Source organism: Streptomyces sp. CA-249302 (assembly GCF_050936785.1).
In the GTDB taxonomy this organism is placed as follows: Bacteria; Actinomycetota; Actinomycetes; order Streptomycetales; family Streptomycetaceae; genus Streptomyces.
This window is the reverse complement of record NZ_JBNJMG010000001.1, coordinates 3,771,641-3,798,007: the sequence shown is the minus strand read 5'-3', so window position 1 is coordinate 3,798,007 and position 26,367 is coordinate 3,771,641. Positions and strand designations below refer to the sequence as shown.

General features: G+C 69.1%; 23 protein-coding genes, 2 tRNA genes and 1 pseudogene. 19 read left to right on the top strand and 7 right to left on the bottom strand.

What is annotated here, in order from left to right:
* Positions 1 to 10: 10 nt before the first annotated feature.
* A complete protein-coding gene (locus tag ACQEWB_RS16985; protein ID WP_432843855.1) occupies positions 11 to 742 on the bottom strand; it encodes a hypothetical protein in 732 nt (243 codons plus the stop codon).
* A 234-nt stretch (positions 743 to 976) separates the two neighbouring features.
* On the opposite strand from ACQEWB_RS16985, the gene ACQEWB_RS16980 reads away from it, so the two are divergent.
* Positions 977 to 3,205, top strand: coding sequence for a protein kinase domain-containing protein (locus ACQEWB_RS16980; RefSeq protein ID WP_432831746.1), 2,229 nt, complete (start codon positions 977 to 979; stop codon positions 3,203 to 3,205).
* Here ACQEWB_RS16980 and ACQEWB_RS16975 read toward each other — a convergent pair.
* Complete coding sequence (locus ACQEWB_RS16975) at positions 3,192 to 4,610, bottom strand: amino acid permease (RefSeq protein ID WP_432831744.1); 1,419 nt, start codon at positions 4,608 to 4,610, stop codon at positions 3,192 to 3,194. The genes ACQEWB_RS16980 and ACQEWB_RS16975 overlap by 14 nt on opposite strands.
* Before the next feature lie 207 nt (positions 4,611 to 4,817).
* Between ACQEWB_RS16975 and ACQEWB_RS16970 the strand changes: the two genes are divergently transcribed.
* On the top strand, positions 4,818 to 5,303 hold the full coding sequence (locus ACQEWB_RS16970; protein ID WP_432831742.1) for a ribose-5-phosphate isomerase: 486 nt from the start codon (positions 4,818 to 4,820) through the stop codon (positions 5,301 to 5,303).
* Between the two features lie 65 nt (positions 5,304 to 5,368).
* Positions 5,369 to 6,178: an Fpg/Nei family DNA glycosylase gene (locus tag ACQEWB_RS16965; RefSeq protein ID WP_432831740.1), complete on the top strand. Its 810-nt coding sequence runs from the start codon at positions 5,369 to 5,371 to the stop codon at positions 6,176 to 6,178.
* Between the two features lie 9 nt (positions 6,179 to 6,187).
* On the opposite strand, the gene ACQEWB_RS16960 is transcribed toward ACQEWB_RS16965, so the two are convergent.
* Positions 6,188 to 7,417 (bottom strand): GNAT family N-acetyltransferase, encoded by a 1,230-nt coding sequence (locus tag ACQEWB_RS16960; RefSeq protein ID WP_432831738.1) that lies wholly within the window; start codon positions 7,415 to 7,417, stop codon positions 6,188 to 6,190.
* A 231-nt stretch (positions 7,418 to 7,648) separates the two neighbouring features.
* On the opposite strand from ACQEWB_RS16960, the gene ACQEWB_RS16955 reads away from it, so the two are divergent.
* From ACQEWB_RS16955 to ACQEWB_RS16945, 3 genes and pseudogenes are all read left to right on the top strand, one after another.
* Positions 7,649 to 8,830, top strand: a complete 1,182-nt coding sequence (locus ACQEWB_RS16955; RefSeq protein ID WP_432831736.1) for a PP2C family protein-serine/threonine phosphatase — start codon at positions 7,649 to 7,651, stop codon at positions 8,828 to 8,830.
* A 16-nt stretch (positions 8,831 to 8,846) separates the two neighbouring features.
* Positions 8,847 to 9,176, top strand: a pseudogene (locus ACQEWB_RS16950) (ABC transporter permease); the annotation flags it as partial.
* Complete coding sequence (locus ACQEWB_RS16945; RefSeq protein WP_432831734.1) at positions 9,173 to 9,619, top strand: HD domain-containing protein; 447 nt, start codon at positions 9,173 to 9,175, stop codon at positions 9,617 to 9,619. The pseudogene ACQEWB_RS16950 and the gene ACQEWB_RS16945, both read left to right, overlap by 4 nt.
* 4 nt (positions 9,620 to 9,623) lie before the next feature.
* Here the strand turns inward: ACQEWB_RS16945 and ACQEWB_RS16940 are convergent, their stop codons facing one another.
* A complete protein-coding gene (locus ACQEWB_RS16940) occupies positions 9,624 to 10,745 on the bottom strand; it encodes an acyltransferase family protein (RefSeq protein ID WP_432831732.1) in 1,122 nt (373 codons plus the stop codon).
* Positions 10,746 to 11,212: 467 nt separating this feature from the next.
* Here ACQEWB_RS16940 and ACQEWB_RS16935 point away from each other — a divergent pair, with 467 nt between their 5' ends.
* The gene (locus tag ACQEWB_RS16935; RefSeq protein WP_010986847.1) at positions 11,213 to 11,407 is read left to right on the top strand and encodes a hypothetical protein; all 195 of its coding nucleotides are present in this window, start codon (positions 11,213 to 11,215) and stop codon (positions 11,405 to 11,407) included.
* Between the two features lie 63 nt (positions 11,408 to 11,470).
* Here the strand turns inward: ACQEWB_RS16935 and ACQEWB_RS16930 are convergent, their stop codons facing one another.
* Together ACQEWB_RS16930 and ACQEWB_RS16925 are read right to left on the bottom strand one after the other, a co-directional pair.
* Complete coding sequence (locus ACQEWB_RS16930) at positions 11,471 to 11,977, bottom strand: hypothetical protein (RefSeq protein ID WP_432831729.1); 507 nt, start codon at positions 11,975 to 11,977, stop codon at positions 11,471 to 11,473.
* A 148-nt stretch (positions 11,978 to 12,125) separates the two neighbouring features.
* Positions 12,126 to 12,196, bottom strand: a tRNA-Gly gene (locus ACQEWB_RS16925).
* A 165-nt stretch (positions 12,197 to 12,361) separates the two neighbouring features.
* Here ACQEWB_RS16925 and ACQEWB_RS16920 point away from each other — a divergent pair.
* From ACQEWB_RS16920 to clpX, 5 genes are all read left to right on the top strand, one after another.
* Positions 12,362 to 12,438: transfer RNA gene (locus ACQEWB_RS16920), tRNA-Pro, on the top strand.
* Between the two features lie 130 nt (positions 12,439 to 12,568).
* Positions 12,569 to 13,966, top strand: coding sequence for a trigger factor (gene tig / locus ACQEWB_RS16915; protein WP_432831727.1), 1,398 nt, complete (start codon positions 12,569 to 12,571; stop codon positions 13,964 to 13,966).
* Between the two features lie 243 nt (positions 13,967 to 14,209).
* A complete protein-coding gene (locus ACQEWB_RS16910; RefSeq protein WP_051113679.1) occupies positions 14,210 to 14,815 on the top strand; it encodes an ATP-dependent Clp protease proteolytic subunit in 606 nt (201 codons plus the stop codon).
* Between the two features lie 50 nt (positions 14,816 to 14,865).
* On the top strand, positions 14,866 to 15,546 hold the full coding sequence (locus ACQEWB_RS16905) for an ATP-dependent Clp protease proteolytic subunit (RefSeq protein WP_432831725.1): 681 nt from the start codon (positions 14,866 to 14,868) through the stop codon (positions 15,544 to 15,546).
* A 176-nt stretch (positions 15,547 to 15,722) separates the two neighbouring features.
* Positions 15,723 to 17,009, top strand: coding sequence for an ATP-dependent Clp protease ATP-binding subunit ClpX (gene clpX, locus ACQEWB_RS16900; RefSeq protein ID WP_432831723.1), 1,287 nt, complete (start codon positions 15,723 to 15,725; stop codon positions 17,007 to 17,009).
* Between the two features lie 70 nt (positions 17,010 to 17,079).
* Here clpX and ACQEWB_RS16895 read toward each other — a convergent pair whose 3' ends face one another.
* Positions 17,080 to 18,066, bottom strand: coding sequence for a hypothetical protein (locus tag ACQEWB_RS16895; protein WP_432831721.1), 987 nt, complete (start codon positions 18,064 to 18,066; stop codon positions 17,080 to 17,082).
* A gap of 137 nt (positions 18,067 to 18,203) precedes the next feature.
* Between ACQEWB_RS16895 and ACQEWB_RS16890 the strand changes: the two genes are divergently transcribed.
* From ACQEWB_RS16890 to mreD, 7 genes are all read left to right on the top strand, one after another.
* On the top strand, positions 18,204 to 20,834 hold the full coding sequence (locus ACQEWB_RS16890) for a valine--tRNA ligase (RefSeq protein ID WP_432831719.1): 2,631 nt from the start codon (positions 18,204 to 18,206) through the stop codon (positions 20,832 to 20,834).
* A gap of 168 nt (positions 20,835 to 21,002) precedes the next feature.
* Positions 21,003 to 22,487: a bifunctional tetrahydrofolate synthase/dihydrofolate synthase gene (gene folC / locus ACQEWB_RS16885; RefSeq protein WP_432831717.1), complete on the top strand. Its 1,485-nt coding sequence runs from the start codon at positions 21,003 to 21,005 to the stop codon at positions 22,485 to 22,487.
* Positions 22,488 to 22,490: 3 nt separating this feature from the next.
* Entirely contained in the window at positions 22,491 to 22,856 is a 366-nt protein-coding gene (locus ACQEWB_RS16880) for a DUF4233 domain-containing protein (RefSeq protein ID WP_432831715.1), read from the top strand.
* A gap of 67 nt (positions 22,857 to 22,923) precedes the next feature.
* Positions 22,924 to 23,337 carry a nucleoside-diphosphate kinase gene (ndk, locus tag ACQEWB_RS16875; RefSeq protein ID WP_432831713.1) on the top strand — a complete coding sequence of 138 codons (414 nt, stop codon included), beginning with the start codon at positions 22,924 to 22,926 and terminating at the stop codon, positions 23,335 to 23,337.
* Between the two features lie 217 nt (positions 23,338 to 23,554).
* Positions 23,555 to 24,574 (top strand): rod shape-determining protein, encoded by a 1,020-nt coding sequence (locus ACQEWB_RS16870; protein WP_004931372.1) that lies wholly within the window; start codon positions 23,555 to 23,557, stop codon positions 24,572 to 24,574.
* Between the two features lie 145 nt (positions 24,575 to 24,719).
* Positions 24,720 to 25,667 (top strand): rod shape-determining protein MreC, encoded by a 948-nt coding sequence (gene mreC, locus ACQEWB_RS16865; protein ID WP_432831710.1) that lies wholly within the window; start codon positions 24,720 to 24,722, stop codon positions 25,665 to 25,667.
* A gap of 14 nt (positions 25,668 to 25,681) precedes the next feature.
* A complete protein-coding gene (mreD, locus tag ACQEWB_RS16860) occupies positions 25,682 to 26,362 on the top strand; it encodes a rod shape-determining protein MreD (RefSeq protein WP_432831708.1) in 681 nt (226 codons plus the stop codon).
* Positions 26,363 to 26,367: the final 5 nt, after the last annotated feature.

The window sequence follows — 26,367 nt, the reverse complement described above, 5'->3', positions numbered from 1 at the left end:
TGTTGCCCGGTCAGCCCCGGAGCTGCCCGCCCGGCCGCCGGGTCGACCACCACAGGCCCGCCGCACCGGCCGTCAGCAGCGCCGCGCCCGCCGCGCCGAGCGGCAGGAGGTCACGCCCGACACCGGTCTTGGGCAGCTCGCTCACGCCGCCGCCCGGAGCCACCGGCTTGTTGTCGGTGCCGAGGAGCAGGGGGGTGGCCGGGGCGTTCGGCGACGGGTTGTTCGTACCGAACGGAACCGGTCCCTGCTGCCAGTACGTCTTCTTTCCGTCACCTGTCTGCACGGGCAGACAGATCTTTCCGGTCTTCGTCAGGTCGAACGTGGCGTCCACCGCGTACGACTTCGACTTACCGGCCGCGAGATTGTCGATCGGGCAGGCGAATCCGCTGTTCGAGCCCTCCGGAAGACTTCCCTTGTCAATTGCGGAGCAGCCTTGAACGTTCTTGACCGTCAGGCCGTCGAAACCGACGACCAGAAGCTGGATCTTCCCGCTGTCCTTGGACCCGTCGTTCTTGACCGTGGCGGTGATCGCCGTCTTTTGTGAGCTGTTGTCGACCGAGATCTTCGAAGGCAGGAGAGTGGTCAGCTTGACACCTGCCGGGGCCTCGTCGATAACCTTTCCCCCCTTGCTGCTGCCGGGCCCCTGGTCGTCCGCGCTGGCGGTGAAGGAAAGGATCATCACCGCCGAAAAAGATGCCGCGACCACTGATCCCGCGATGGCCGTCCTGCGACGAGAACTCATGTTCACATCCCCCTTGGCTGCGCCTGAATTCGCAGTACTTGAAGAGCTACCACAAGATTTCTCCGCACTATGCTGGTACGGCATGAAGTGTGACCATTGTGTTTCACTCGGGGTGAACCGGGGCGTGGTCGAGGGGGTGCAGCGGATTTGCCGGGGAATACGAGGAGCGGCGGTGTTCCAGGGCTTCTGGTGACGGGGCGCTATCGGTTGGTCGAAAGTATCGGGCAGGGGGGAATGGGGCGGGTGTGGCGAGCCGCCGACGAAATGCTCGACCGTCCGGTGGCCGTCAAGGAGATGCGGATAGACGGCCTGGACGCGGAGGACACCCGCACCCGCCGCGAACGCACACTGCGCGAGGCCAGGGCGACCGCGCGGATCGACCACCCCAACGTCGTACGGGTCTACGACGTGGTGGACGAGGGCGAACGCCTGTGGATCGTGATGGAGTTGGTGAACGGCCGCTCCCTGGAACGGATCATGGTCGAGGACGGCGCGCTGGGCTCGCGCGAGACGGCACGGATCGGGCTCGGCCTGGTGGCGGCACTGCGCCAGGTGCACGCCCGCGGGGTCCTGCACCGGGACATCAAGCCGGGCAACGTCCTGGTCGAGGGCGCGGGCGAGCTCGGCGAGCGCATCGTCCTCACCGACTTCGGGATCGCCGCGATCCAGGACGCGAAGGCGCTCACCATGGTGGGCATGCTGGTCGGTTCCCCCGACTACATGGCCCCCGAGCGTGTCTCCGGCCGTCCCCAGGGCCCGCCGTCGGACATCTGGTCCCTGGGCGCGACGCTGTGCGCGGCGCTGGGCGGCCGGTCCCCCTTCTCCCGCGACACGACACTCGCCACGCTGCACGCGGTCCTCTACGAGGAGCCCGAAATCCCGCCCGCGGCGGGCCCGTTGGGCGAGGTCCTGGCCGCGTTGCTGGAGAAGGAACCCGAGGTCAGGCCGGGTCTGCCGGACCTGGAAGAGGCCCTGCGTCCGATCGCGTTCCCCGCGTCGACGCCGACTCTGCCGGTGGGCGGGGGAGAGGTTGCGGAGGCCGAGGAGGAAGAGCCGGTCGAGGCGGGGGGTGTTGACGCCGAACGGGAGGCGGACCTGGCTCCCGAGTCGGCAGGAGACGTGGAATCCGAGCCGTCGGTGCCCGCGTACGCCGTCGTACTCGAGAAACGGAGTGCGGAGCCGGCACCTGGAGCACCGGAAGCCACAGAAGTGCCTCAGGAGCTCCAGGAGCTCCAGGAGGTCCAGGAACCCGAGGAGCCCCCGGAACCCGAGGACACCCCGGCGCCCCCGGAGGACGCACGCCCCACCCCGCCCACTCCGTGGACCCCGAACGAATCACCCACCCCCGCCTACGTGGATACCCGCTTCGTACGAGCCGTCCGCGACCCCAGGCAACCCGAACCCGTCGAGGACGCGCCCCCGCCGGACCAGACCGACACCCACGACTTCGGCCACCGCACTCTGCCGACCCCGTACCCGCGCCGCACCGGCGACCGCACACCACCGGCGGCCGAACTCCCCAGTCCCACGGGCAACCGCACACCACCAGCGGGCGAACTCCCCGCCCCCACCCCCAGCGCCTCCACCGAAGTCCCCTCCGAACTCCGCCCGGACGTCCGCTCCGAGACCCCGTCGGCCCCCGCGCCCCACTCCGCAAGCTCCGCGCCCCCGACCGTCAAACGCGCAGGCGTCTCCCTGATCCGCGCCCAGGCCGCCATGACCCAGCGCCCGGCGCACCCCAACGGCGCCGACCACGAGCGGCGCACCCGCCCCGCCCTCGGCTCCCACCCGCTCAGGACGCCGGAGCACGAGAGGGAGCTGCCCGGTCCGCCGGTGCCGGCCGAGCCCCGGCGCGATCGTCGCCGTATAGGAGTCTTCGCGGGTGCCGGAGTCGCCGCCGTCGCCGCGGTCGTCGTCGTGCTGCTGCTCGCCAACTCCGGTTCGCCCGGCGACGACAAGGCCGCCGGGTCCTCGACCTCCCCGTCCACGTCGGCCACCAGCCCCTCGCCCACCGTCGAAGGCACCACCCGCCCCCGCACCCTGCCGCCCGGCACGCACGAGGAGGCCGGCGGATACGCCTGGGCCACTCCCAAGGGCTGGACGCGGAACGTGAAGACCGGGGCCGAGGTGCACTACACCTCCCCGGACACCGCCCAGGAACTCGTCGCCAAGTCCTCGGTGGCCCGCGGCGACCTGGTGAAGACGTGGGAGCAGTCGGAGCAGAACGCCCACCAGGGCAAGGACTACCGGAAGATCCGCTTCGAGCAGACGACCTTCCAGGGCAACCCGGCGGTGGTCTGGGAGTACACGGTCACCGTCAACGACGTCCCCTGGCACGCCCGCCTGCTGGGCTTCAACCAGGCAGGCAGGTCGTACCAGGTCAACATCTGGTATCACCCGGACGTGGAGGCCCAGGCCGTCAAGACGTACGACAAGGTCAAGGACAGCTTCACGGTGCTTTGACGGGGTCCTTGGCCTTGTCCCCGGTGGCGGCGGCCGTCCCGCGTCCGCCGCGCACCTTCTCCTTCACGAAGGCGATGGCCAGGACGACCGCGGCGACCAGCAGCGACAGCAGTACCGTCTCGCGGCCGTCGTGCTCCGCGTCGGTCAGCATGTAGCCGAGGACGAACACGATCAACGCGGCCGTCGCCCAGGTCAGATACGGGTACAGCCACATCCTGACGACCAGCTTCTCCGGCGCCTCGGCCTGGATGATCCGCCGCATCCGCAGCTGTGAGAAGCAGATCACCAGCCACACGAACAGGGCCACCGCGCCACTGGAGTTGACGAGGAAGAGGAAGACCGAGTCGGGGAACTTGTAGTTGAAGAAGACGGCCACGAACCCGAACACCACGGACACGACGATCGCTGCCATCGGCACACCCCGCGAGGTGGTCCTCGCGAACGCCTTCGGCGCGTCGCCCCGCTCGCCGAGCGAGAAGGCCATCCGGGAGGCCGTGTAGAGGCCGGAGTTGAGACAGGACAACACCGAGGTCAGCACGATGAAGTTCATGATCTGACCGGCGTGCGCGATGCCGAGGGAGTCCAGGGCGGCCACGTAGGAACCCTTGTCCTTGATGGACGGGTCGTTCCACGGCAGCAGCGTGACGACCACGAAGATCGAGCCCAGGTAGAAGACGGCGATCCGCCAGATGATGCTGTTCGTCGACTTCGTCACCGCGCGCTGCGGGTCCTCCGACTCACCCGCCGCCAGCGTCGCGATCTCGCTGCCCATGAAGGAGAAGACGACCAGCAGTACGCCGGTGAGGATCGCGCCGGGCCCGTTCGGCAGGAAGCCGCCGTGGTCGGTGAGGTTGCCCAGGCCCGCCTTGTCGGTGTGGGCGCCCGGCAGCACACCGAACACCGCGAGCGCGCCGACGACGATGAACGCGCCGATCGCCACGACCTTGATCCCGGCGAACCAGAACTCGAACTCGCCGTAGGAGCCGACGGAGACGAGGTTGGTGGCGGTGAGCACGACCATCACGATCAGCGCCCAGCCCCACTGCGGTACGGCCGGGATCCAGCCCTCCAGGATCTTGGCACCGGCGGTGGCCTCCACCGCGAGCACCACGACCCAGAAGAACCAGTACAGCCAGCCGATGGAGAAGCCGGCCCAGCGGCCGAGCGCGCGGTCGGCGTGCGCCGAGAAGGAGCCGGAGGTGGGGTTCGCCGCCGACATCTCGCCGAGCATCCGCATCACCAGCACGACGAGCGTGCCGACGAGGGCGTACGACAGGAGGATGCCGGGGCCGGCCGTGGCGATGCCGGAGCTGGAGCCGACGAAGAGGCCGGCGCCGATGACGCCGCCGATGGCGATCATCGACAGATGACGGTTCTTGAGGCCTGCTTGGAGCCCGGAAGTCATGGGGGGAATTCCTTTGCGCCGGGTGAGCGGTCTCCCGTACTGGGGTCTGTACGAGTCGGGCCAGTGAATCGCAGGTAAATCTATTCGTGAACCTCTGAATCCAGATCGTTACTTGAGGTTTTCTTGAGGTTCTGTGGTTGGGCCTGGATTTTCCCTGGTCGACACCCGGGGCTGCTGCCCGGAAACAGCCATGTCACACTCGGAGCCATGCGCGTGTATCTCGGCTCCGACCATGCCGGCCTCGAACTCAAGAACCACCTCGTCGAGTGGCTCAAGGAGGCCGGCCACGACCCCGTCGACTGCGGCCCGCACATCTACGACGCCCAGGACGACTACCCGCCCTTCTGCCTCCGCGCCGCGGAGCGGACGGCCGCGGACCCCGACTCCCTCGGCATCGTGATCGGCGGCTCCGGCAACGGCGAGCAGATCGCCGCGAACAAGGTGAAGGGCGTGCGGGCGGCTCTCGCGTGGAGCGAGGAGACGGCGTCGCTGGGCCGGCAGCACAACAACGCCAACGTCGTGGCCGTGGGCGCGCGGATGCACACCACGGAGGAGGCGACGAAGTTCGTCGAGACCTTCCTGGGTACGCCGTTCTCGGGCGACGAGCGGCACATCCGCCGCATCGACATGCTGACGGCCTACGAGACGACGGGCGACCTGCCGCCGATCCCGGCGCACCACCCGCAGCAGTAGAGGTTTTTCGAGTCCCGCCCGTCGAGGGACCGAGACGGGCGGGTGGGTGGAAAGGGGGTGCGTCGGTGCCGGAAGGGCACACTATTCACAGGCTGGCGTTGGACTACGGCGGCCGTTTCGCCGGTGTGCCGGTCAGGGTGACCAGTCCCCAGGGGAAGTTCTCCGATGCCGCCGAGCTGCTGAACGGCTCCCATCTCACCCGTACCGAGGCCCACGGCAAGCACCTCTTCCTCGGGTTCCGGGACGCCGACTGGGTCCACATCCACCTCGGGCTCTTCGGCAAGGTCGGCTTCGGTGACGCCCCCGCGCCCCCGCCCACCGACACCGTCCGCCTGCGCCTGGCGAACGCCACGTCGTACGTCGACCTGCGCGGCCCCACGACCTGCGCCCTCATCACGGACGCCGAGAAGGACGCCATACACGCCCGCCTCGGCCCCGACCCGCTGCGTAAGGACGCCGAGCCGCAGGCGGCGTACAAGAAGATCTCCCGCAGCCGTACGACGATCGCCGCACTCCTCATGGACCAGAAGGTGATCGCCGGTGTCGGCAACGTCTACCGTGCCGAGGTCCTCTTCCGGCACGGCATCGACCCGTACCGCCTCGGCAAGGACGTCACCCCGGACGAGTGGGACGCCGTCTGGGCCGACCTGGTCGAGCTGATGCACGAGGGCGTCCGGAACAACCGGATCGACACCGTCCGCCCCGAGCACACCCCGGAGGCGATGGGCCGCCCGCCGCGCGTCGACGACCACGGCGGCGAGGTGTACGTCTACCGCCGGGCGACCCTGCCCTGCCACATCTGCGCCGGCGAGATCCGCACCGCCGACCTCGCCGCCCGCAACCTCTTCTGGTGCCCCGCCTGCCAGCAGCGCTGACGACAGGCCCTAGAAGCCGTGCGGCAGCCAGGGCGCCACGGTCGACGCGAACGCGAGCGACGCCTCCGCCAGCGCGCCCTGCCGCAGCTCCCGTACCCGCCCGGCCGCGGCGAGCGCGTCCAGGGCCACGCCGCCGAGGTACGCCGAGCCCAACTCCCGTACGGACAGGGCGAGATCGGCGGGATCCTCGGTGCGCTCGCAGGACGCGCCCTTCGGGTCGCCGGTCAGCCGCCAACGCCCGCCGTTCCAGGGGCAGAAGGCGTCCTCGACCTCCAGCACCACATCCAACGGCGCCTGGTACGTACGGGCTTCGAGCGCGCCGCCGACGTCCACGAGGCGGACGTACAACGAGTCCCGCAGCCGCCTGCCGCAGCGGCGCAGGTCGGACGCCATGTACTGCCACGCCTCGTCCAGCGGCCGCATCCGCGCGCTGAGCGTCGACGTCAGGTCGATGTCGAACAGGAACCGCCACAGCGCGGCGTGCGCCGCCGGGTCCAGGGCCTCGGCGTCCGACAGGACCACCGTGCCCTTGGGGCCCGTGTGGTCCCACTCCGGCTTGACCCGGAAGCGCGCGTACCCCACGACCTGGCCGTCCCGCTCCGCGAGCACGCACTGCAACGGCGACGCCCCGTCCCGTTCGCTCTCCGGATCGAGCAGCCACAGCCGGTCCCAGCCCGGGAGCCGGGCCATCATCCCCGGCCGCCGGGACACCAGCCGCGCGTACACCGCCTCACAGGCGCCCAGCGACTCGGCCGGCGAGGCGTACCGCAGCCGTACGTCGTCGGTGCCGGGCGGCACGGTCAGCGTGACGCGGCTCGTGTCGATCTCGGCGTTCACGTGCTGCGTCCCGACGCCGTACCCGAACCGGCCGTAGATCTCCGGCTCGGACGCCGTCAGCACCGCCAGCGGCTCGCCCCAGGACCGTACGTCGTCCAGCTGCCGCCGCATCATGGACCGCAGCACCCCGCGCCGGCGGTGCGTGGCGGCCACGCTGACCATGGTGACTCCGGCCGCGGCCACCGCGGCCCCACCGGGCACGGTCATCCGGAAGCGGAACGCCCCGGCCGACCCGACGCACCGGTCCCCGTCCCAGGCCCCGACGGCCCGCTCGGTCTCGGTGAGCTCACGCCACAGTGCCCGCTCGTCGGCCGACTCCGGGACCCCGCCGAAGGCCCGGATCAGGTTGTCGTACCACGCATCCCACTCGCTCTCCGCGAGCACCCGCAAGTCAGTCCCCATGAACCATGCCTACCAGGGCACCGCAGGACGGGCGAGGGATTTTCGGTGCGGCCGCCGCGGGTGTTCGTCACCACACCCGGCTCCGGTCCGAAGGGCGACAAGTCGTGAACGCCCCTGTACAAAACGGGGCGTTCACGGTCCGAACGGTGACTGTGAAATCGAACCTCGGATGGGGGACAAGTCGTACCTCCTGTGCCAAGTGGCGGGTCCGACGGATAAGGTCCCGAACTAATGGCAGCAGGACGAGAGCGGCGCGCGGAGGCCGAGACGTTCACGGCCCGGTTGAGGATGCAGTGGCACCGGGTCCGCGTCGGCCTGCGCAGAAGCGCCGTGGACTACTTCCGCGGGGACGGCTCGGACTGGGTCGCGCTCGCCGGACTGCTGCTGACGATCCCGGTGATCGCGGGCGTGACCCTCATGAACTCCGTGTGGTGCTCGCCGGCCGCGCTGGTCGTCCCGATCGTCGCCGGCGGGCTGCTGCTGCGCCCGGCCAGCCTGCTCGGTCTGTACGCCGCCGGGGCCACCGCGCTGATCGTCGAGTCGGTGAAGCTGGGCCCGTACACGGAGGGGCCCTCACGGGTCACCCCGGGTGTGGTGCTGGTGGTGGCCGCCTGCGGGTTCTTCGGGCTGCTCGTCGCGCAGTTCCGCAGCCGGGTCGGGGTGCCCTGGCGGCGCGGCGGGACCATGCTCTTCGACCTGCGCGAACGCATCCGGGTGCAGAGCAAGCTGCCCAAGCTGCCGGACGGCTGGCACCGCGAGATGGCCCTGCGGCCGGCCGGCGGTCAGTCCTTCTCCGGCGACTTCGTGGTGGCCTCCCGGACGAACGGCGGCCGCACGCTGGAGGTCGTCCTGACGGACGTGTCCGGCAAGGGCATGGACGCGGCCTCCCGGGCGCTGCTGCTGTCGGGCGCCTTCGGCGGCCTGCTGGGCTCGCTGCCCCCGCACGCCTTCCTCCCCGCCGCCAACGGCTATCTGCTCCGCCAAGACTGGGACGAGGGCTTCGCGACCTCCATCCACCTGGTCCTGGACGTGGACTCCGGCGACTACGAGCTCTACTCAGCGGGCCATCCGCCGGGCCTCCAGCTGAGCGCGGGCAGCGGCCGCTGGGAGGAGAAGGCGGCCGAGGGACCACTGCTGGGTGTGTACGACGGCGCCCAGTTCGACCCCGTGAAGGGCTCGCTCCGTCCCGGCGACGTGTTGATGCTGTTCACGGACGGCCTCGTCGAGACCTCCGACCGGGACATCGTCGAGGGCATCGACCGCCTGACCGGCGAGGCCGACCGCTATGTGGCCGGCGGCTTCCACGGCGCCGCCTGGCACCTCATCGAGGCGGTCGCGAAGGACGTCAACGACGACCGGGCGCTGCTGCTGATCTGCCGTGAAGGCCCGACGGCGGCGGCGAAGCCCGTATAGCCGAGCAGTGCACGGTGCGGCCGTCGCCGCCGTCAACACCCTCGTCATGACCGTCCTCGACCGGCGCCGCGAACTCGGCACGCTCCGCCTCATCGGCTCCACCCGCCGCCAGGTCCTGCGCATGATCCGCTGGGAGGCCCTCATGGTCGCCCTCGCGGGCATCGCCCTCGGCACGGGCATCGCGTCGGCCACACTGGTCCCGATGATGAAGGGCCTGACCGGGCAGGGGGCGTACATACCCCCGCTGGTCCACGGCACCTTCGCGGGCGCGATCGTGATCCTCGGGGTGACGGCCGCGACCCTCCCGGCCCGCACGGCCCTCCGCAAGGAGACACTGGAGGAATGACACTGTCGCTGCCCGCCGTCGAGCGCATCGCCCGCACCGCCCACGAGGGCCAGACCGACAAGGCGGGACGGCCGTACGCCGAACACCTCCAGGCGGTCGCCGAAGGGGTACGCGCGCGTGGCGGCGACGAGGAGCAGATCGCGGCGGCCTGGCTGCACGACGCGGTGGAGGACCACGCACTCTCCGAACAATGGCTGGAACAGGCCGCGTTGAGCCCGCGCACGAAGGCCATCGTCCTCGCCGTCACCAAGCGCGCCGGGGAGCCGGGCGAGGCGTACGCCGAGCGCATCCTCACCACCCCGGGCGCGCTCCTGGTCAAGCAGGCGGACCTGGCCCACAACGCGGACCCGGCTCGCCTGGCCCGCCTCGACGACGAGCCGACCCGCAAAAGACTGACCGAGAAGTACGCACACATGCGCGCACTTCTCGGTCTGGGTCAGTGAGCCCTCAGGCGGGGACCTTCTGCCGCTCCCGCGCCCGCGCCAACTCCGCCGCGTCCGGCTTGAACGCCCACTTCATCTCGGGCTCCATCGCGAACCTGAACACTCGCTGCACGGGCCTGGTGCACAGCAGCGTGACCGCGGCCGCGAAGACGACCGTCACCAGGATCTCGCCGAGCGGCCGGTGCATCCACTCGTGGTCGAACCAGCCGTAGAAGTCCCCGGCCTTCACCAGGAAACCGTGCAGCAGGTAGCCGTAGAGCGTGCCCGCGCCGAGCGCCGTGAACCACATCGTCCGGCCTGGCACCCAGGCGAAGAAGCAGGCGGTCAGCAGCAGCGAGCAGCCGAACAGCGCCAGCGTCATGACCGGCCCGGTCCACCACGGCGCGCCCAACTCCTGGGCGGAGTCCCGGTGGTAGAACCACGCGGTGTCCATGCGCGGCACCGCCCACCAGCCGACGGCGAGCGCGGCCGCGAAGACCGGCACGGACAGGATCCGCACCCGGCGCGTACGGACCATCCGGAAGTGCTCGGGCCGCATGCACAGCCCCAGCACGAAGTACGGCAGGAACTGGAGCACGCGCTGCAGGTCGAGGTCGTCGCCGATGTCGGGGGAGACGGAGGCCAGCATGGCGACGCCGAGCGCGAGCGGCAGCGGCCAACGGACCGTCTTCCACAGCGGGGTGGTCAGCCGCCAGATGAAGAGGGCGACCAGGAACCAGGTGAGGTACCAGGGATCGAGCAGGCTGACGTCCATGCCGGGGTCGTGGTCGGCGTACCGCTTGAAGAGGGAGTACGCCGTCTCGAACACGACGTACGGCACGAGGACACCGGTGACCAGCCGCCGCAGGCGGTCGGGGCGCATGTCGAAGCTGCGGGAGAAGTAGCCGGAGATGACGATGAACGCCGGCATGTGGAAGGTGTACACGACCGTGTACACGCCCTCCAGGACGCGGCTGTCGCCCTTCAGCGGCTCCCAGGAGTGGGCCATCGCCACGAGCACGATCGCCAGGTACTTCGCGTTGTCGAAGAAGGCGTCACGCTGCTTGCCGGGCTGGGCCTGCCGCGGCGACTGTGCTGAGGGGAACGGAGTTCTCTGCTGACCGAGGGACGAGGCGGCGTGAAACATCTGAGGCACCCTAGCGTCGTCTGTGTGATTCCGTAAAACCGTGCACGTCATTCCTGCTTTTCGGCCTCGAGTACCCAGGAATTGGGGAAGTTGGCATCGCCAGGTCGGCGTCACCTCCTGCCCTTATGCACCTTTTAGTCAGGATGAATCCTGACAATCAGGGCCATTTGATGTGCCTGTGGCAACAATTCGAAATATCTGCGAACGGGTTGTGTGGACATGGAAACGAACCCGTTGAATTACCTGTGCGGGTGCCCCCTCGAATTGCCGTGCGGGCGGCGCCGGTTGGCGATCTCGGCGCCGGATCGCGTGCATGGCGCGGGCAAAGGTAGGGCACAGTGTGGGCGCCGATGCCCCACCCGCCGCATACGCGGGGCTTGTTGGTGGCACGATGGTTCTGGCGGGGGTGTGCGGAGCCGGCACCTCCGGGCCGGGAGAGCGGACCGACCGAGGGTGTGTGATCAGTTGTGGCCATTTCACTGTCAGTGGTGCTGCTGTTGGCGATCATCCTGGTGGTGTTGATCCGAGGCGGATCGATCAAGGCCGGCCCCGCCATCGTCGCGGTGCTCTTCGGCTTCTTCCTGGCGTCGACCGGCATGGCCCCGTCGATCAACCGCTTCCTCGACTCGATAGCGGAAACGATCAACTCGATCAGTTTCTGAGCCGACCCCGGGACGCCCGAGCGTCGCGCCCTCGCGCCGCGCCCCGGGCCGACCGCGCCCGCGTCACGTCCGGCAGGGGCCGACCCCTCGCAACACCAGCCCCTGGAATGGCTTGGCCCGCGCCTGCTCCTCGGACGCCGGGCCGGAGGAGACGGCCTTCAGCGAGACGGTTCCGGACGACAGGGTCAGCAGCCAGCCCTGCTTCTCCAGGGCCCATTGGTCGATGGCGCCCGACGACCGCCGCAGACTCTCCTCCCAGCCGCGGCCCTTCAGCGCAGCGGCCACCTTGCCGACGGCCGTCGCATCGGGTTCGCCCCCCACCCGCACGAAGGCCCCCACGTCGCAGGGCCCGAGCAGGTTCTTCGCGGCGACGAACCCGGGCTGCCCGAACCCTCCGGCGCCGACGGCCGCCCGGATGTCCTCGCGCAAGGTGTCACGGCTCACCGCGGCCGACGCGGACGTCGATACCCCGGCATCGGCCCTTCCGTCCGTCCCGCCCTTCTCGCCGCCGCAGGCCGTCAACACCACGGCCGCCGCGATCACGGCCGTGACCGCCCCCATTCCGCGCATCTGTCCTCTTTCCCGCCCCATGGATCGCGTTTCCCGCCCCATGGATCGCGCAAGCAGGCGCAGGTGATCACACAGGCGGGCCACATCCGGAATCGCCGAAGGCCCGGGGAGAGGAGTACGGCCTCTCACCCGGGCCTTCGGCACCGAGAGCGGGCGACGGGAATCGAACCCGCGTAGCTAGTTTGGAAGACTAGGGCTCTACCATTGAGCTACGCCCGCACAGCACGCGCCGCAGGTCAGCCGACCGCGGCACTGAAGGCATCGTAGCGGGTCGCCCCCCTCCGCCGCACACCCCGTTCCCGTCCGCCCCGGACCGCACACGGGGCCTCGGTAAATGCGGCAGCCGCACTGCCTGCGGGCATGTACCCTACGTGTCGCACCAGACGGGGTGTGGCGCAGCTTGGTAGCGCGTCCGCTTTGGGAGCGGAAGGCCGTGGGTTCAAATCCCGCCACCCCGACCATGATCGCCGTGATCGCATCGAAGTGATCGCCTTTGGGGCGTGTCGCTGCTGCCGTTACTATGCAAGCTGCATGCCCGTGTGTCTCTGTGCCGGGCACGATCCCTAAAGTCAGCCCCAAGGAGACCGAACCGTGAAGAGCGCCGTGGAGACCCTGAACCCGACCCGGGTTCGGCTCAGCATCGAGGTGCCCTTCGAGGAGCTCAAGGACAGCCTCGACGCGGCGTACAAGAAGATCAACCAGCAGGTCACGGTGAAGGGCTTCCGGAAGGGCAAGATCCCGGCGCGCGTCATCGACCAGCGGTTCGGCCGCGGTGCGGTTCTGGAGGAGGCGGTCAACGACGCGCTTCCGAAGTTCTACACGGAGGCGGTCAACGAGGCCGAGATCGACGTCCTGGGCCAGCCCGAGGTCGACATCACGGAGCTGAAGGACGGCGAGACGCTGAACTTCACCGCCGAGGTCGACATCCGCCCGAGCCTGGAGATCCCGGACTACTCCGGCATCGAGGTCGAGGTCGACGCGGTCGAGGTCACCGACGAGGACATCGACAAGTCGGTCGAGCAGCTCCGCGAGCGCTTCGCCTCCACCTCCCCGGTGGAGCGCGCCGCCGAGGACGGCGACGTGGTCACCATCGACCTTCAGGCCAAGGTCGAGGGCGAGGTCCTGGAGGACGGCGTCGCCGAGGGCGTCTCGTACACCATCGGCTCCGGCGAGCTCCTCGACGGCATCGACGAGGCCGTGAAGGGCCTGGAGGCCGGTGCCGAGACCACCTTCACCTCCGAGCTCAAGGGCGGCTCCGCGGCCGGCAAGGAGGCCGAGGTCACCGTCAAGGTCACCCAGGTCGCCGCCCGCGAACTCCCCGAGCTGGACGACGAGTTCGCGCAGCTCGCCTCCGAGTTCGACACCCTCGACGAGCTGAAGGCCGACAGCCGCAAGCGCCTCGAGAACATGAAGCAGTACGACCAGGCCACCCAGGCCCAGGAGCGCGTCCTGGAGAAGCTCCTGGAGCTCGTCGAGGTGCCCGTCCCCGAGAAGCTGCTCGAGGACGAGATCAACACCCGCAAGCACAACCTGGAGCACCACCAGCTCGGCCAGATGGGCCTCGACCTCGAGAAGTACCTCGAGATCCAGGGCAAGACGGCCGAGGAGTTCGACGCCGAGACCAAGGAAGCCGCGGTCAAGGGCATCAAGACCCAGTTCGTCCTCGACGAGCTGGTCAAGGTCGAGAAGCTCAACGTCAACCAGGAGGAGCTCACCGAGCACCTCATGCGCCGTGCCGCCTCCTCCGGCATGTCCCCCGACCAGTTCGCCCAGGCGGTCGTCGAGGGCGGCCAGGTTCCGCTCCTGGTCGGCGAGGTCGCCCGCGGCAAGGCCCTGGCCGTCGTGGTCGAGGCCGCCACGGTGAAGGACACCAACGGCGAGGTCGTCGACCTGGACGACGAGGACGAGGTCGAGACGGCCGCCGAGGTCGCCGCGGAGGCGACGGAGGCCGACGCCACGGACGCCGAGCCGGAGAAGACCGAGGGCTGACACCCACGGCGCTCCTGACGGACGTAAGACGGGCCCCTGGGACTTTCCCGGGGGCCCGTCGCGTCCCGGGGGACTACGCCCCCGGCGAACACCCCCCTTACCGGGATTCCCCGAAGGGACCAGCGCGTTAGGGTCCATGAATACGAGGGCAGTGGAGTCCCCGAACGGCTCCCGCCCCCGAAGGCAAACGTGAGACGGCCCGGCGCCGTCGTAAGACGAGCAGGTGGATACGTGACGAATCTGATGCCCTCCGCCGCCGGCGAGCCTTCCATCGGTGGTGGCCTCGGCGACCAGGTCTACAACCGGCTGCTCAACGAGCGGATCATCTTCCTCGGCCAGCCGGTCGACGACGACATCGCGAACAAGATCACCGCACAGCTGCTGCTCCTTGCCGCGGACCCGGACAAGGACATCTACCTCTACATCAACAGCCCCGGCGGCTCGATCACGGCCGGCATGGCGATCTACGACACCATGCAGTACATCAAGAACGACGTGGTGACCATCGCCATGGGCCTCGCCGCCTCGATGGGCCAGTTCCTGCTCAGCGCGGGCACCCCGGGCAAGCGCTTCGCGCTCCCGAACGCCGAGATCCTGATCCACCAGCCGTCCGCCGGCCTGGCCGGCTCGGCCTCCGACATCAAGATCCACGCCGAGCGGCTGCTGCACACCAAGAAGCGCATGGCCGAGCTGACCTCGCAGCACACCGGTCAGTCCTTCGAGCAGATCACCCGCGACTCCGACCGCGACCGCTGGTTCGACGCCGACGAGGCCAAGGAGTACGGCCTCATCGACGACGTCATCACCACGGCCGCCAACATGCCGGGCGGCGGCGGCACCGGGGCCTGAGACCCCCGCACAGCCCCCAGCCGACCGCCCAAGCTCCTAGGAGAGAGACAGTGAACGACTTCCCCGGCAGCGGCCTGTACGACCGCACACGCGCCGAGTACACGGGTCCCACGGCGGAGTCCCGTTACGTCATCCCCCGCTTCGTCGAGCGCACCTCGCAGGGCATCCGCGAGTACGACCCGTACGCGAAGCTCTTCGAGGAGCGCGTGATCTTCCTCGGCGTGCAGATCGACGACGCCTCCGCCAACGACGTCATGGCGCAGCTGCTGTGCCTGGAGTCGATGGACCCCGACCGGGACATCTCGGTCTACATCAACAGCCCCGGCGGCTCCTTCACCGCGCTGACGGCCATCTACGACACGATGCAGTTCGTGAAGCCCGACATCCAGACGGTCTGCATGGGTCAGGCGGCCTCCGCCGCCGCGATCCTGCTGGCCGCCGGTACGCCGGGCAAGCGCATGGCGCTGCCGAACGCGCGCGTGCTGATCCACCAGCCGTACAGCGAGACCGGCCGCGGTCAGGTCTCCGACCTGGAGATCGCCGCCAACGAGATCCTGCGGATGCGCGCGCAGCTGGAGGAGATGCTGGCCAAGCACTCCACCACGCCGATCGAGAAGATCCGCGAGGACATCGAGCGCGACAAGATCCTCACCGCCGAGGAAGCGCTCTCGTACGGGCTGATCGACCAGATCATCTCCACCCGGAAGATGAACAACGCGGCTGTGAAGTAGCAGAAGGCTGTATTGTCTGCCGCCCCTTGGCACGGTTGGTGTGCTTTGACACGCTGCACGTCAAAGTGAACCGCGCCAAGGGGGCCCGAACGGGGGGCCCGGCAAGGTACCGTCGGATTAGGCAGCACCAGGAGCCGCTGGATCTAGGCGTCTCCCAGGCGAAGGGGAAGCACACCGTGGCACGCATCGGTGACGGCGGCGATCTGCTCAAGTGCTCGTTCTGCGGCAAGAGCCAGAAGCAGGTCAAGAAGCTCATCGCAGGGCCTGGTGTGTACATCTGCGACGAGTGCATCGATCTCTGCAACGAGATCATCGAGGAAGAGCTCGCGGAGACCAGCGAGGTGCGCTGGGAGGAACTCCCCAAGCCCCGCGAGATCTTCGAGTTCCTCGAGGGCTACGTGGTGGGCCAGGACGCGGCGAAGAAGGCCCTGTCGGTCGCGGTCTACAACCACTACAAGCGCGTCCAGGCCGGCGAGAACGGCGGCGGCAGCGGCCGTGACGACGCGATCGAGTTGGCGAAGTCCAACATCCTGCTGCTGGGCCCCACCGGCTCCGGCAAGACCCTCCTCGCCCAGACCCTGGCCCGGATGCTGAACGTCCCCTTCGCGATCGCGGACGCGACGGCGCTGACGGAGGCGGGCTATGTCGGCGAGGACGTCGAGAACATCCTGCTGAAGCTCATCCAGGCGGCGGACTACGACGTCAAGAAAGCCGAAACAGGCATCATCTACATCGACGAGATCGACAAGGTCGCGAGGAAGAGTGAAAACCCCTCCATCACGCGCGACGTGAGCGGCGAGGGCGTCCAGCAGGCCCTCCTCAAGATCCTCGAAGGTACGACGGCCTCGGTGCCGCCGCAGGGCGGCCGCAAGCACCCGCACCAGGAGTTCATCCAGATCGACACGACGAACGTGCTGTTCATCGTGGGCGGTGCGTTCTCCGGCCTGGAGAAGATCATCGAGTCCCGGGCGGGCGCGAAGGGCATCGGCTTCGGCGCGACGATCCGTTCGAAGCGCGAGCTGGAGGCCAAGGACCAGTTCGAGGACGTCATGCCGGAAGACCTGGTGAAGTTCGGGATGATCCCGGAGTTCATCGGCCGCCTCCCCGTCATCACCTCGGTCCACAACCTCGACCGGGAAGCCCTCCTCCAGATCCTCGTCGAGCCCCGCAACGCGCTCGTGAAGCAGTACCAGCGCCTCTTCGAACTCGACGGCGTGGAACTGGACTTCGAGCGCGAGGCCCTGGAGGCCATCGCCGACCAGGCCATCCTCCGCCAGACCGGCGCCCGCGGCCTGCGCGCCATCATGGAGGAAGTCCTCATGTCCGTGATGTACGAGGTCCCGTCCCGCAAGGACGTGGCCCGCGTCGTCATCACGGCGGACGTCGTCCACTCGAACGTCAACCCGACGCTGATTCCGCGGGATGCGCGGGGGCGGGGGCCGGGGGAGCAGAAGACGGCGTAAGCCGCCTCCGACAACGAAGAAGTGCCCGGCGCCGAAAGCGGTGCCGGGCACTTCTCGCGTCTGGTCGCGACTACGCCTTGACGCGAACTTCCGTGCGCAGCTTGGCAGTCAGGTCGGCCGCCTCCGCGGGGTCGGTGGCCTTGCCCGCGGCGATGTCCGAGTACTCCATCGGCATCACGAAGCCGAGCGTGCTGTGGTCGCCCCACACGCAGTAGGTCACGTTCATTTCCTTGGCCATGCCCGAGGTCGCCGCCGCCGAGTTGTCGATCTTGGCTTCCTGGCACTTCAGGACAGCGCCGTCGAGGGAGGCGGGCTTGTACGCCTTCGGGCTGCCGACGAAGGTGACCTTCTCCTCCTTGGAGTCCTTCTTCATGAAGTCGAAGAACCCGTCCACCGCCTTCTCCGGGTCGCTGATCGTGCCGTAGACGCCGCCGAAGGAGAGCATCTTGCCGCCCAGCGGGTTGCTCGCGTCCTTGACCTCGTAGGAGGCGCTGACGTCCTTGGGGTTCTCGACCCCCCAGGACTTGGCGTCGTTGAGGTCGGACTTCGTCATCGTGTCACTGTCGCTGCCGGACTTCTTGTACTCGGTGAGCACGGTGGCCGGCGTGGTCAGCTTGTGCGCCCCGTCGTCCGCGACGCTGCCGCCACCACCGGAGCCGCCGCTCCCCGAACCGAGCACGAGGTACGCCCCCACCCCGATAGCCGCCACAACCGCGACCGCCCCGATGATCAGGCCCGCCTTCTTGCCGCCACCGCCCGGCGGGGGCGGCTGCGGGACGCCGTACTGGGGCTGGCCGTACGGAGGCTGCTGCCCGTACGCCTGCTGCTGGTCGTACGGGTTCGGCTGCCCCGGCACGCCCTGCGGAGGCTGCCCCGGAACCCCCTGCGGAGGCTGCTGCGGGTAGCCGTAACCGGGCTGGGCCGGAGGCGTCTGCTGGGGGTAGCCATAGCCGGGCTGGGGGGCCTGCGGCGGCTGCTGGCCGTACGGTCCCGGCTGGCCGTACGGTCCGGGCTGCTGAGGCTGCCCGCCGTACGGGCCCGGCTGGTTGTAGCTCATTTCTGGGTTCCCCTCCAGATGCTTTATGTGTTCCCGACATCCTGGCGCAGACACAGGAGACACACGGCATCGGGGGGCGCACCGTTACAGAACAAACGCGTTTCGGGACACCCCCGCGACACCCCTAAACTGGGCCCGTGACCGAGAACGCTCAGCAGCAGCCACCCGCGCCCGACACCGAACTGCCGACCCAGTACGCGCCGGCCGATGTAGAGGGGCCGCTGTACGAGCGCTGGGTAGAGCGGGGTTACTTCGAGGCGGACGAGAAGAGCGACAAGCCGTCGTACACCATCGTCATCCCGCCGCCGAACGTCACCGGCAGCCTCCACCTCGGGCACGCCTTCGAGCACACCCTCATCGACGCCCTGACGCGCCGTAAGCGCATGCAGGGCTTCGAGACGCTGTGGCAGCCCGGCATGGACCACGCCGGCATCGCCACCCAGAACGTCGTCGAGCGCGAGCTCGGCAAGGAGGGCAAGTCCCGCCACGACCTCGGCCGCGAGGCCTTCGTCGAGCGCGTCTGGCAGTGGAAGGCCGAGTCCGGCGGCCAGATCAGCGGTCAGATGCGCCGCCTCGGCGACGGTGTCGCCTGGTCCCGCGAGCGCTTCACCATGGACGAGGGCCTGTCCCAGGCCGTCCAGACCATCTTCAAGCGCCTCTACGACGACGAGCTCATCTACCGCGCCGAGCGCATCATCAACTGGTGCCCGCGCTGCCTCACCGCCATCTCGGACATCGAGGTCGAGTACCAGGACGACGACGGCGAGTTGGTCTCCATGAAGTACGGGGAGGGTGACGAGACCATCGTCGTCGCCACGACCCGCGCCGAGACCATGCTGGGTGACACGGCCGTCGCCGTTCACCCCGAGGACGAGCGGTACAGGCATCTGGTCGGCAAGCTCATCAAGCTGCCGCTGACCGACCGCTCCATCCCCGTCGTCGCCGACGAGCACGTCGACCCCGAGTTCGGCACGGGTGCCGTCAAGGTCACCCCGGCCCACGACCCGAACGACTTCGAGATCGGCCAGCGGCACGACCTCCCGGCCATCACGGTCATGGACGAGCACGCCGTCATCACCGTCCACGGCCCCTTCCAGGGCCTGGACCGCTTCGAGGCCCGCTCCGCCATCGTCGCCGCGCTGCGCGCCGAGGGCCGGATCGTCGCCGAGAAGCGGCCGTACGTCCACTCCGTCGGCCACTGCTCGCGCTGCAAGACCACCATCGAGCCGCGCCTCTCCATGCAGTGGTGGGTCAAGGTCGGCCCGCTCGCCAAGGCCGCCGGCGACGCGGTCCGCGAGGGCAAGGTCAAGATCCACCCCCAGGAGATGGAGAAGCGGTACTTCGACTGGGTCGACAACCTCCACGACTGGTGCATCTCACGGCAGTTGTGGTGGGGCCACCGCATCCCGGTCTTCTACGGCCCGAACGGCGAGGTCGTCTGCGTCGGCCCCGACGAGGAGCCGCCCGGCACCGAGGCGGAGGGCTGGAAGCAGGACACGGACGTCCTCGACACCTGGTTCTCCTCCGGCCTGTGGCCCTTCTCCACCCTCGGCTGGCCCGAACAGACCGAGTCGCTCGCGAAGTTCTACCCGAACTCCGTCCTGGTCACCGGCTACGACATCCTCTTCTTCTGGGTCGCCCGGATGATGATGTTCGGCCTCTACGCGATGGACGGCACCCCGCCGTTCCACACCATCGCCCTGCACGGCATGGTCCGCGACCAGTTCGGCAAGAAGATGTCGAAGTCCTTCGGGAACGCGGTCAACCCGCTCGACTGGATGGACAAGTACGGCAGCGACGCCCTCCGCTTCACCCTCGCCCGCGGCGCCAACCCGGGCGTCGACGTCCCGATCGGCGAGGACTGGGTCCAGGGCTCCCGCAACTTCGCCAACAAGATCTGGAACGCCACGCGCTTCGCGCTGATGAACGGCGCGACGGTCGACGGCCCGCTGCCTTCCCAGGAGCGGATGTCGGCCACGGACCGCTGGATCCTCTCCCGCCTCAACTCGGTCGTCGCCGAGGTCGACGCGTTCTACGAGGACTACCAGTTCGCCAAGCTCTCCGACGCCCTCTTCCACTTCGCGTGGGACGAGGTCTTCGACTGGTACGTCGAGCTGTCCAAGACGACGTTCCAGGCGGGCGGCGAGCCTGCCGAGGTCTCCAAGCGGGTCCTGGGCGAGGTCCTCGACGTCACCCTCAAGCTCCTCCACCCGGTGGTCCCGTTCGTCACGGAGACCCTCTGGACCACCCTCACGGGCGGCGAGTCGCTCGTCATCGCGGACTGGCCGAAGGACAGTGGCTTCCGGGACCAGGCGGCCGAGCAGGAGATCGAGAGCCTCCAGCAGGTCATCACCGAGGTCCGCCGCTTCCGCGCCGACCAGGGCCTCCAGCCCGGCCAGCGCGTTCCGGCCCGCCTCACCCTGGATGGCACGGCGCTCGCCCCGCACGAGGCGGCGATCCGCCAACTCCTCCGCCTCCAGCCCGAGGGCGACGCCTTCGCGGCCACGGCCACCCTCCCGGTCGCGGGCGCCACGGTCGCCCTCGACCTCTCCGGCACGATCGACGTCGCGGCGGAACGCAAGCGCCTCGCGAAGGATCTGGCGGCGGCAGAGAAGGAGAAGGCCCAGGCGACGGCGAAGCTGGGCAACGAGGCGTTCCTGGCGAAGGCCCCGGACAACGTGGTCGACAAGATCCGCGGCCGCCTGACCAAGGCCGACGAGGACATCGAGCGCATCAAGGCCCAGCTGGAGAGCTTGCCGCAGGCGTAGGTCGTTGTACGCAGGCGAAGGCCCCGGAGCTTGTCGGCACCGGGGCCCTTTGCCAACCAGGGGCGCGGGGAACTGCGCGACCAGCCACAGCTTGCCCGCACCCGCCGCACCACACCAGCTACCCCTTGCCGTGGGCGCACTGTCAGTCGGCCTCCGTAGACTGGCCCCGTGACCGACAGCGACCCCTTCGACGAGATCATCGAAGCCGAGACCGACCGCGACCCCGACCTCGCGGTCATCGAGGCCGGCAGCCGCACCCTCCGCACCCAGGGCGGAGCCCCGAGCGCCGACGTCCCCGCCCGCCCCGAGGACCCCGAGGTCGACAAGGCCCTGCGCGAGGTCGAGGCGGAGCTCGCGACCCGCTGGGGCGAGACCAAGCTGGAGCCCTCGGTCAGCAGGATCTCCGCGCTGATGGACGTCCTGGGCGACCCCCAGCGCTCGTACCCCTCGATCCACATCACGGGTACGAACGGCAAGACCTCCACCGCCCGCATGATCGAGTCCCTCCTCGGTGCCTTCGAACTCCGCACGGGCCGCTACACCAGCCCCCACGTCCAGTCGATCACCGAGCGCATCAGCCTGGACGGCGCCCCCGTCTCCGCCGAGCGCTTCATCGAGACGTACGACGACATCAAGCCCTACGTCGAGATGGTCGACGGACAGCAGCAGTACCGCCTGTCCTTCTTCGAGGTGCTGACCGCCATGGCGTACGCCGCCTTCGCGGACGCGCCCGTCGACGTGGCCGTCGTGGAGGTCGGCATGGGCGGCTCCTGGGACGCCACGAACGTCATCGACGGCGATGTGGCGGTCGTGACCCCCATCGATCTCGACCACACCGACCGACTCGGCGAGACGACCGCGGCCATCGCGACCGAGAAGTCCGGGATCATCAAGCAGGACGCGACGGTCATCCTGGCCCAGCAGCCGGTCGACGCGGCGCAGGTGCTGCTGAAGAAGGCGGTCGAGGTCGACGCCACTGTGGCCCGCGAGGGCCTGGAGTTCGGGGTCGTCGCCCGCCAGGTCGCCGTCGGCGGCCAGGTACTCACCCTGCGCGGCCTGGGCGGTGAGTACGAGGAGGTCTACCTCCCGCTGCACGGCCCGTACCAGGCACACAACGCCGCCGTCGCCCTCGCCGCCGTCGAGGCCTTCTTCGGCGTCGGCTCCCAGCGCCCCGAGCCCCTCGACATCGACACGGTGCGGAAGGCGTTCGCGGCGGTCTCCTCGCCGGGCCGTCTGGAAGTCGTACGACGGTCTCCCACCGTCGTCCTCGACGCCGCGCACAACCCGGCCGGCGCCCGCGCCACCGCCGAGGCGGTCGGCGAGGCCTTCGACTTCAGCCGGCTGATCGGGGTCGTGGGCGCGAGCGGCGACAAGAACGTCCGCGGGCTGCTCGAGGCCTTCGAGCCGATCTTCGCCGAGATCGTCGTCACGCAGAACTCCACCGCGCGCGCGATGGACGCCGACGAGCTCGCCGCGATCGCCGTCGAGGTGTTCGGTGACGAGCGCGTCCAGGTCGAGCCGCGGCTGCCGGACGCCCTGGAGGCCGCGATCACGCTGGCCGAGGAGGAGGGCGAGTTCGCCGGCGGCGGTGTCCTGGTGACCGGCTCCGTCATCACCGTGGGCGAGGCCCGACTGCTCCTCGGGAGGGGCTGACCCGTGCGTACGCTCTGTGCTTCCACCCTGATCGGCGAGTTCTTCGTGATCGGCTTCGCCGGACTGGTCGCCATGAAGGACCCGGACCTGTCGGGGGCGACGGTCTGGACGGTCAGCGGCATCGCGATGTTCCTGACGCTGGTGCTGTGCGGCATGGTGACCCGGCCGGGCGGCATCGCCCTCGGCTGGGCCCTGCAGATCGCCCTGATCGCCTCCGGCTTCGTCGTCCCGACGATGTTCTTCCTGGGCGCGGTCTTCGCGGCCCTGTGGTGGGCCTCGGTCCACTACGGCCGGAAGATCGACGAGGCGAAGGCGAGATTCGCGGCGCAGGCGGCGCAGCCGGGCTCCTCTACACCTGACGCTGCGTAACAAGGGCCCCGACACGCCCTGTAACCTTCGAACACCCCGCACGATCCATGATCCATAGGAGCCCGCAGTGACCCAGCGCACCCTCGTCCTGCTCAAGCCCGACGCCGTCCGTCGCGGCCTGACCGGCGAGATCATCAGCCGTATCGAGCGCAAGGCCGATTGGCGGATCACCGCGCTGGAGCTGCGCACCCTGGACCAGGAGACGCTGGAGCAGCACTACGGCGAGCACAAGGGCAAGCCGTTCTACGAGCCGCTGGTCGAGTTCATGGCCTCCGGCCCGGTCGTCGCCCTGATCGTCGAGGGCGAGCGGGTCATCGAGGGCGTCCGCGCGCTGGCCGGTCCGACCGACCCGATCGCCGCCGCCCCCGGCTCCATCCGCGGCGACTACGGCGTGATCGTCCGCGAGAACCTGATCCACGCCTCCGACTCCGAGGAGTCCGCCGAGCGCGAGGTGAAGATCTTCTTCCCCGGTCGGGCATAGGGCGGCATATGCGCGGCGATCGAGGGAACGAGCACCCCCGAACGCCCGTCTCCAGAAGCGGAGCCGCGCATCATCTGCTGACAATGGCGAAGACCCTCACGCAGTGTTCGCGAAGGCGCGTCTACGATGGAAGCCTTCACGTCACAGCACCCACTTCGCCGACCTGAAAAGCCCTCAAGCTCCCAGGAAGGCCAGACGAATCCTGATGGGGAACTCAATGTCGTTCATCGGCCGTGACATGGCTGTCGACCTCGGGACCGCCAACACGCTGGTGTACGTCAGGGGTCGCGGGATCGTACTCAACGAGCCGTCCGTCGTCGCGATCAACACGAACACCGGTGGAATTCTCGCGGTCGGCGCCGAAGCGAAGAAGATGATCGGGCGGACCCCCGGCAACATCGTTGCCGTGCGTCCGCTGAAGGACGGCGTGATCGCCGACTTCGAGATCACCGAGCGGATGCTCCGCTACTTCATCCTGAAGATCCACAAGCGGCGGTATCTGGCTCGGCCGCGGGTCGTCGTCTGTGTGCCCTCGGGTATCACCGGCGTCGAGCGCCGTGCCGTCATCGAGGCGTCGTCCCAGGCCGGCGCCCGACAGGTGCACATCATCGAGGAGCCCATGGCCGCGGCCATCGGCTCCGGCCTGCCGGTCCACGAGGCCACGGGCAACATGGTGGTGGACATCGGCGGCGGCACCACGGAGGTCGCGGTCATCTCGCTCGGCGGCATCGTCACCGCACAGTCCATCCGGGTCGCGGGTGACGAGCTGGACAACGCGATCATCCAGCACATCAAGAAGGAGTACTCGCTCCTCCTCGGTGAGCGGACCGCGGAACAGATCAAGATCACGATCGGTTCGGCGTACGACCTCGATGCTGACGAACACACCGAAATCCGCGGCCGGGACCTCGTCTCCGGGCTGCCCAAGACCGTCGTCATCTCGGCCGCCGAAGTGCGCAAGGCGATCGAGGAGCCGGTCAACGCGATCGTCGACGCGGTGAAGACGACCCTCGACAAGTGCCCGCCCGAGCTGTCCGGCGACATCATGGACCGCGGAATCGTTCTGACCGGCGGCGGCGCGCTGCTGCGCGGCCTGGACGAGCGGCTGCGGCGCGAGACCGGCATGCCGATCCACATCGCCGAGGACCCGCTGGACAGCGTGGCGCTCGGCTCCGGCAAGTGCGTGGAGGAGTTCGAGGCGCTCCAGCAGGTGCTGGACGCCCAGCCGCGCAGATGAAGTAACTCTTCGATTCCGCCGTACGAGATGATCTCCTCTCGTACGGCGGATCGTTGATATAGAGGCATAAGCTCGCCCATAAGCCTCCGCACCCCCGACATCTGAACACCCGCACATTCCTATGAGGAAGGCACGGCCGCCGCACGTGAGGGACACGAGAGAGAGCCGGCTGCTCCTGGTGCTGCTGATCGCCGTCGCGTTCGCGCTGATCACGGTGGACATCCGCGGCGGGGAGGACTCGCCGGTCGACGGTGCCCGCCAGGCCGCGGCCACCGTGTTCGGCCCGATCGAGGACGGTGTGTCGTCGGCGGTGGACCCGGTCGGCAACGCCGTCTCGGCGATCCGCGACTCCGGCACCAAGCACGACCGGCTCGCCCGCCTGGAGAAGGAGAACGCGGCCCTCAAGGCGAAACTCGGCAGCGACGACCGCAACGCCAGCCGGCTCAAGCAGTTGGACAAGATGCTGAACGTGTCGGCCGAGGGCCAGTACGGCATCAAGGGCGCCGAGGTCATCGCGATAGGAGCGGCCCAGGGCTTCTCCTGGACGATCACCATCGACGTCGGGGCGAACGACGGCATCAAGCGGGACATGACCGTGCTCAACGGCGACGGACTGGTCGGCCGGGTCACCACCGTCGGCCCCGACACCTCCACGGTCCTGCTCGCCAACGACCCCGACTTCACCGTCGGTACCCGCATGGAGGACAGCGACGAGCTCGGCTTCGCCTCCGGACAGGGCGACCGGCCGCTGCGCGTCGAACTCCTCAACGGCAAGGCCGACGTGAAGAAGGGCGACCGCCTGGTCACCTTCGGCTCGCAGGCCGACAAGCCCTTCGTGCCCGGTGTCCCGGTCGGCGTGGTCTCCCGCGTCGAACCCTCCGAGGGCGGCCTGACCCGCACCGTCTACGTGACGCCGTACGTCGGTTTCACCAAGCTCGACATCGTCGGCGTCGTCGTCGAGGCCCCGAAGAAGGACCCGCGCGACACGGTCCTGCCCAAGAAGCCCAAGCCGACCCCCACACCGACGGTCACCGTCACGGTCACCCCGTCGGCCAATGCGCCCGTCGACGGCCAGCAGCAAGAGCAGCAGTAGGAGCTGAGTTCCCCATGCGCGTCAACCGGATCCTGCTCTCCTCGGCCCTGGTCGTCGTCGCCCTGGTGATCCAGGTGAGCGTCCTCGCCCGCCTCCATCTCCCGGGCGCCGTACCCGACTTGCTGCTCCTGACCGTCCTGGGCCTGGCCATGGTGTACGGCCATGTCGGCGGCGCCCTCGTCGGCTTCGGCGCGGGTCTGCTCGCCGACCTCGCGCCACCGGCCGACCACGCGGCGGGCCGCTACGCCCTCGTGCTGTGCGTCATCGGCTACTTCGCCGGCCTGGTCAAACCGGAGAACGGCAGACTCAAGTCGGCCACCGGCCCGATGCTCGTCGTGGTCGCCGCCGCGATCGGCTCCACCCTGCTGTACGCCGGGGTCGGCGCCCTCGTCGGCGACACCGCCGCCCGCCATGTCGGCCTGACGAGCCTGCTGTTCTCTGCGGCCCTGTACGACCTGCTGCTCGCCCCGTTCGTGGTCCCCGGGATCATGGCGCTGGCCCGGCGCGCGGAGAACGACCCGCTCGCGGAGACCAACTCCTCGTCCAAGAAGGCCACCGACATCTCCTCCGGCTGGATCTCCGCCGGCACCGGCCTGAAGATCGGCGGCCAGCGCGGTGGGCTCGGCGGCCTGAAGACCAAGGCCCGCACCCGCACGGCCCGCGTGGGCCGCATCAAGGGGGTCAAGCGGCTGTGAGGGCC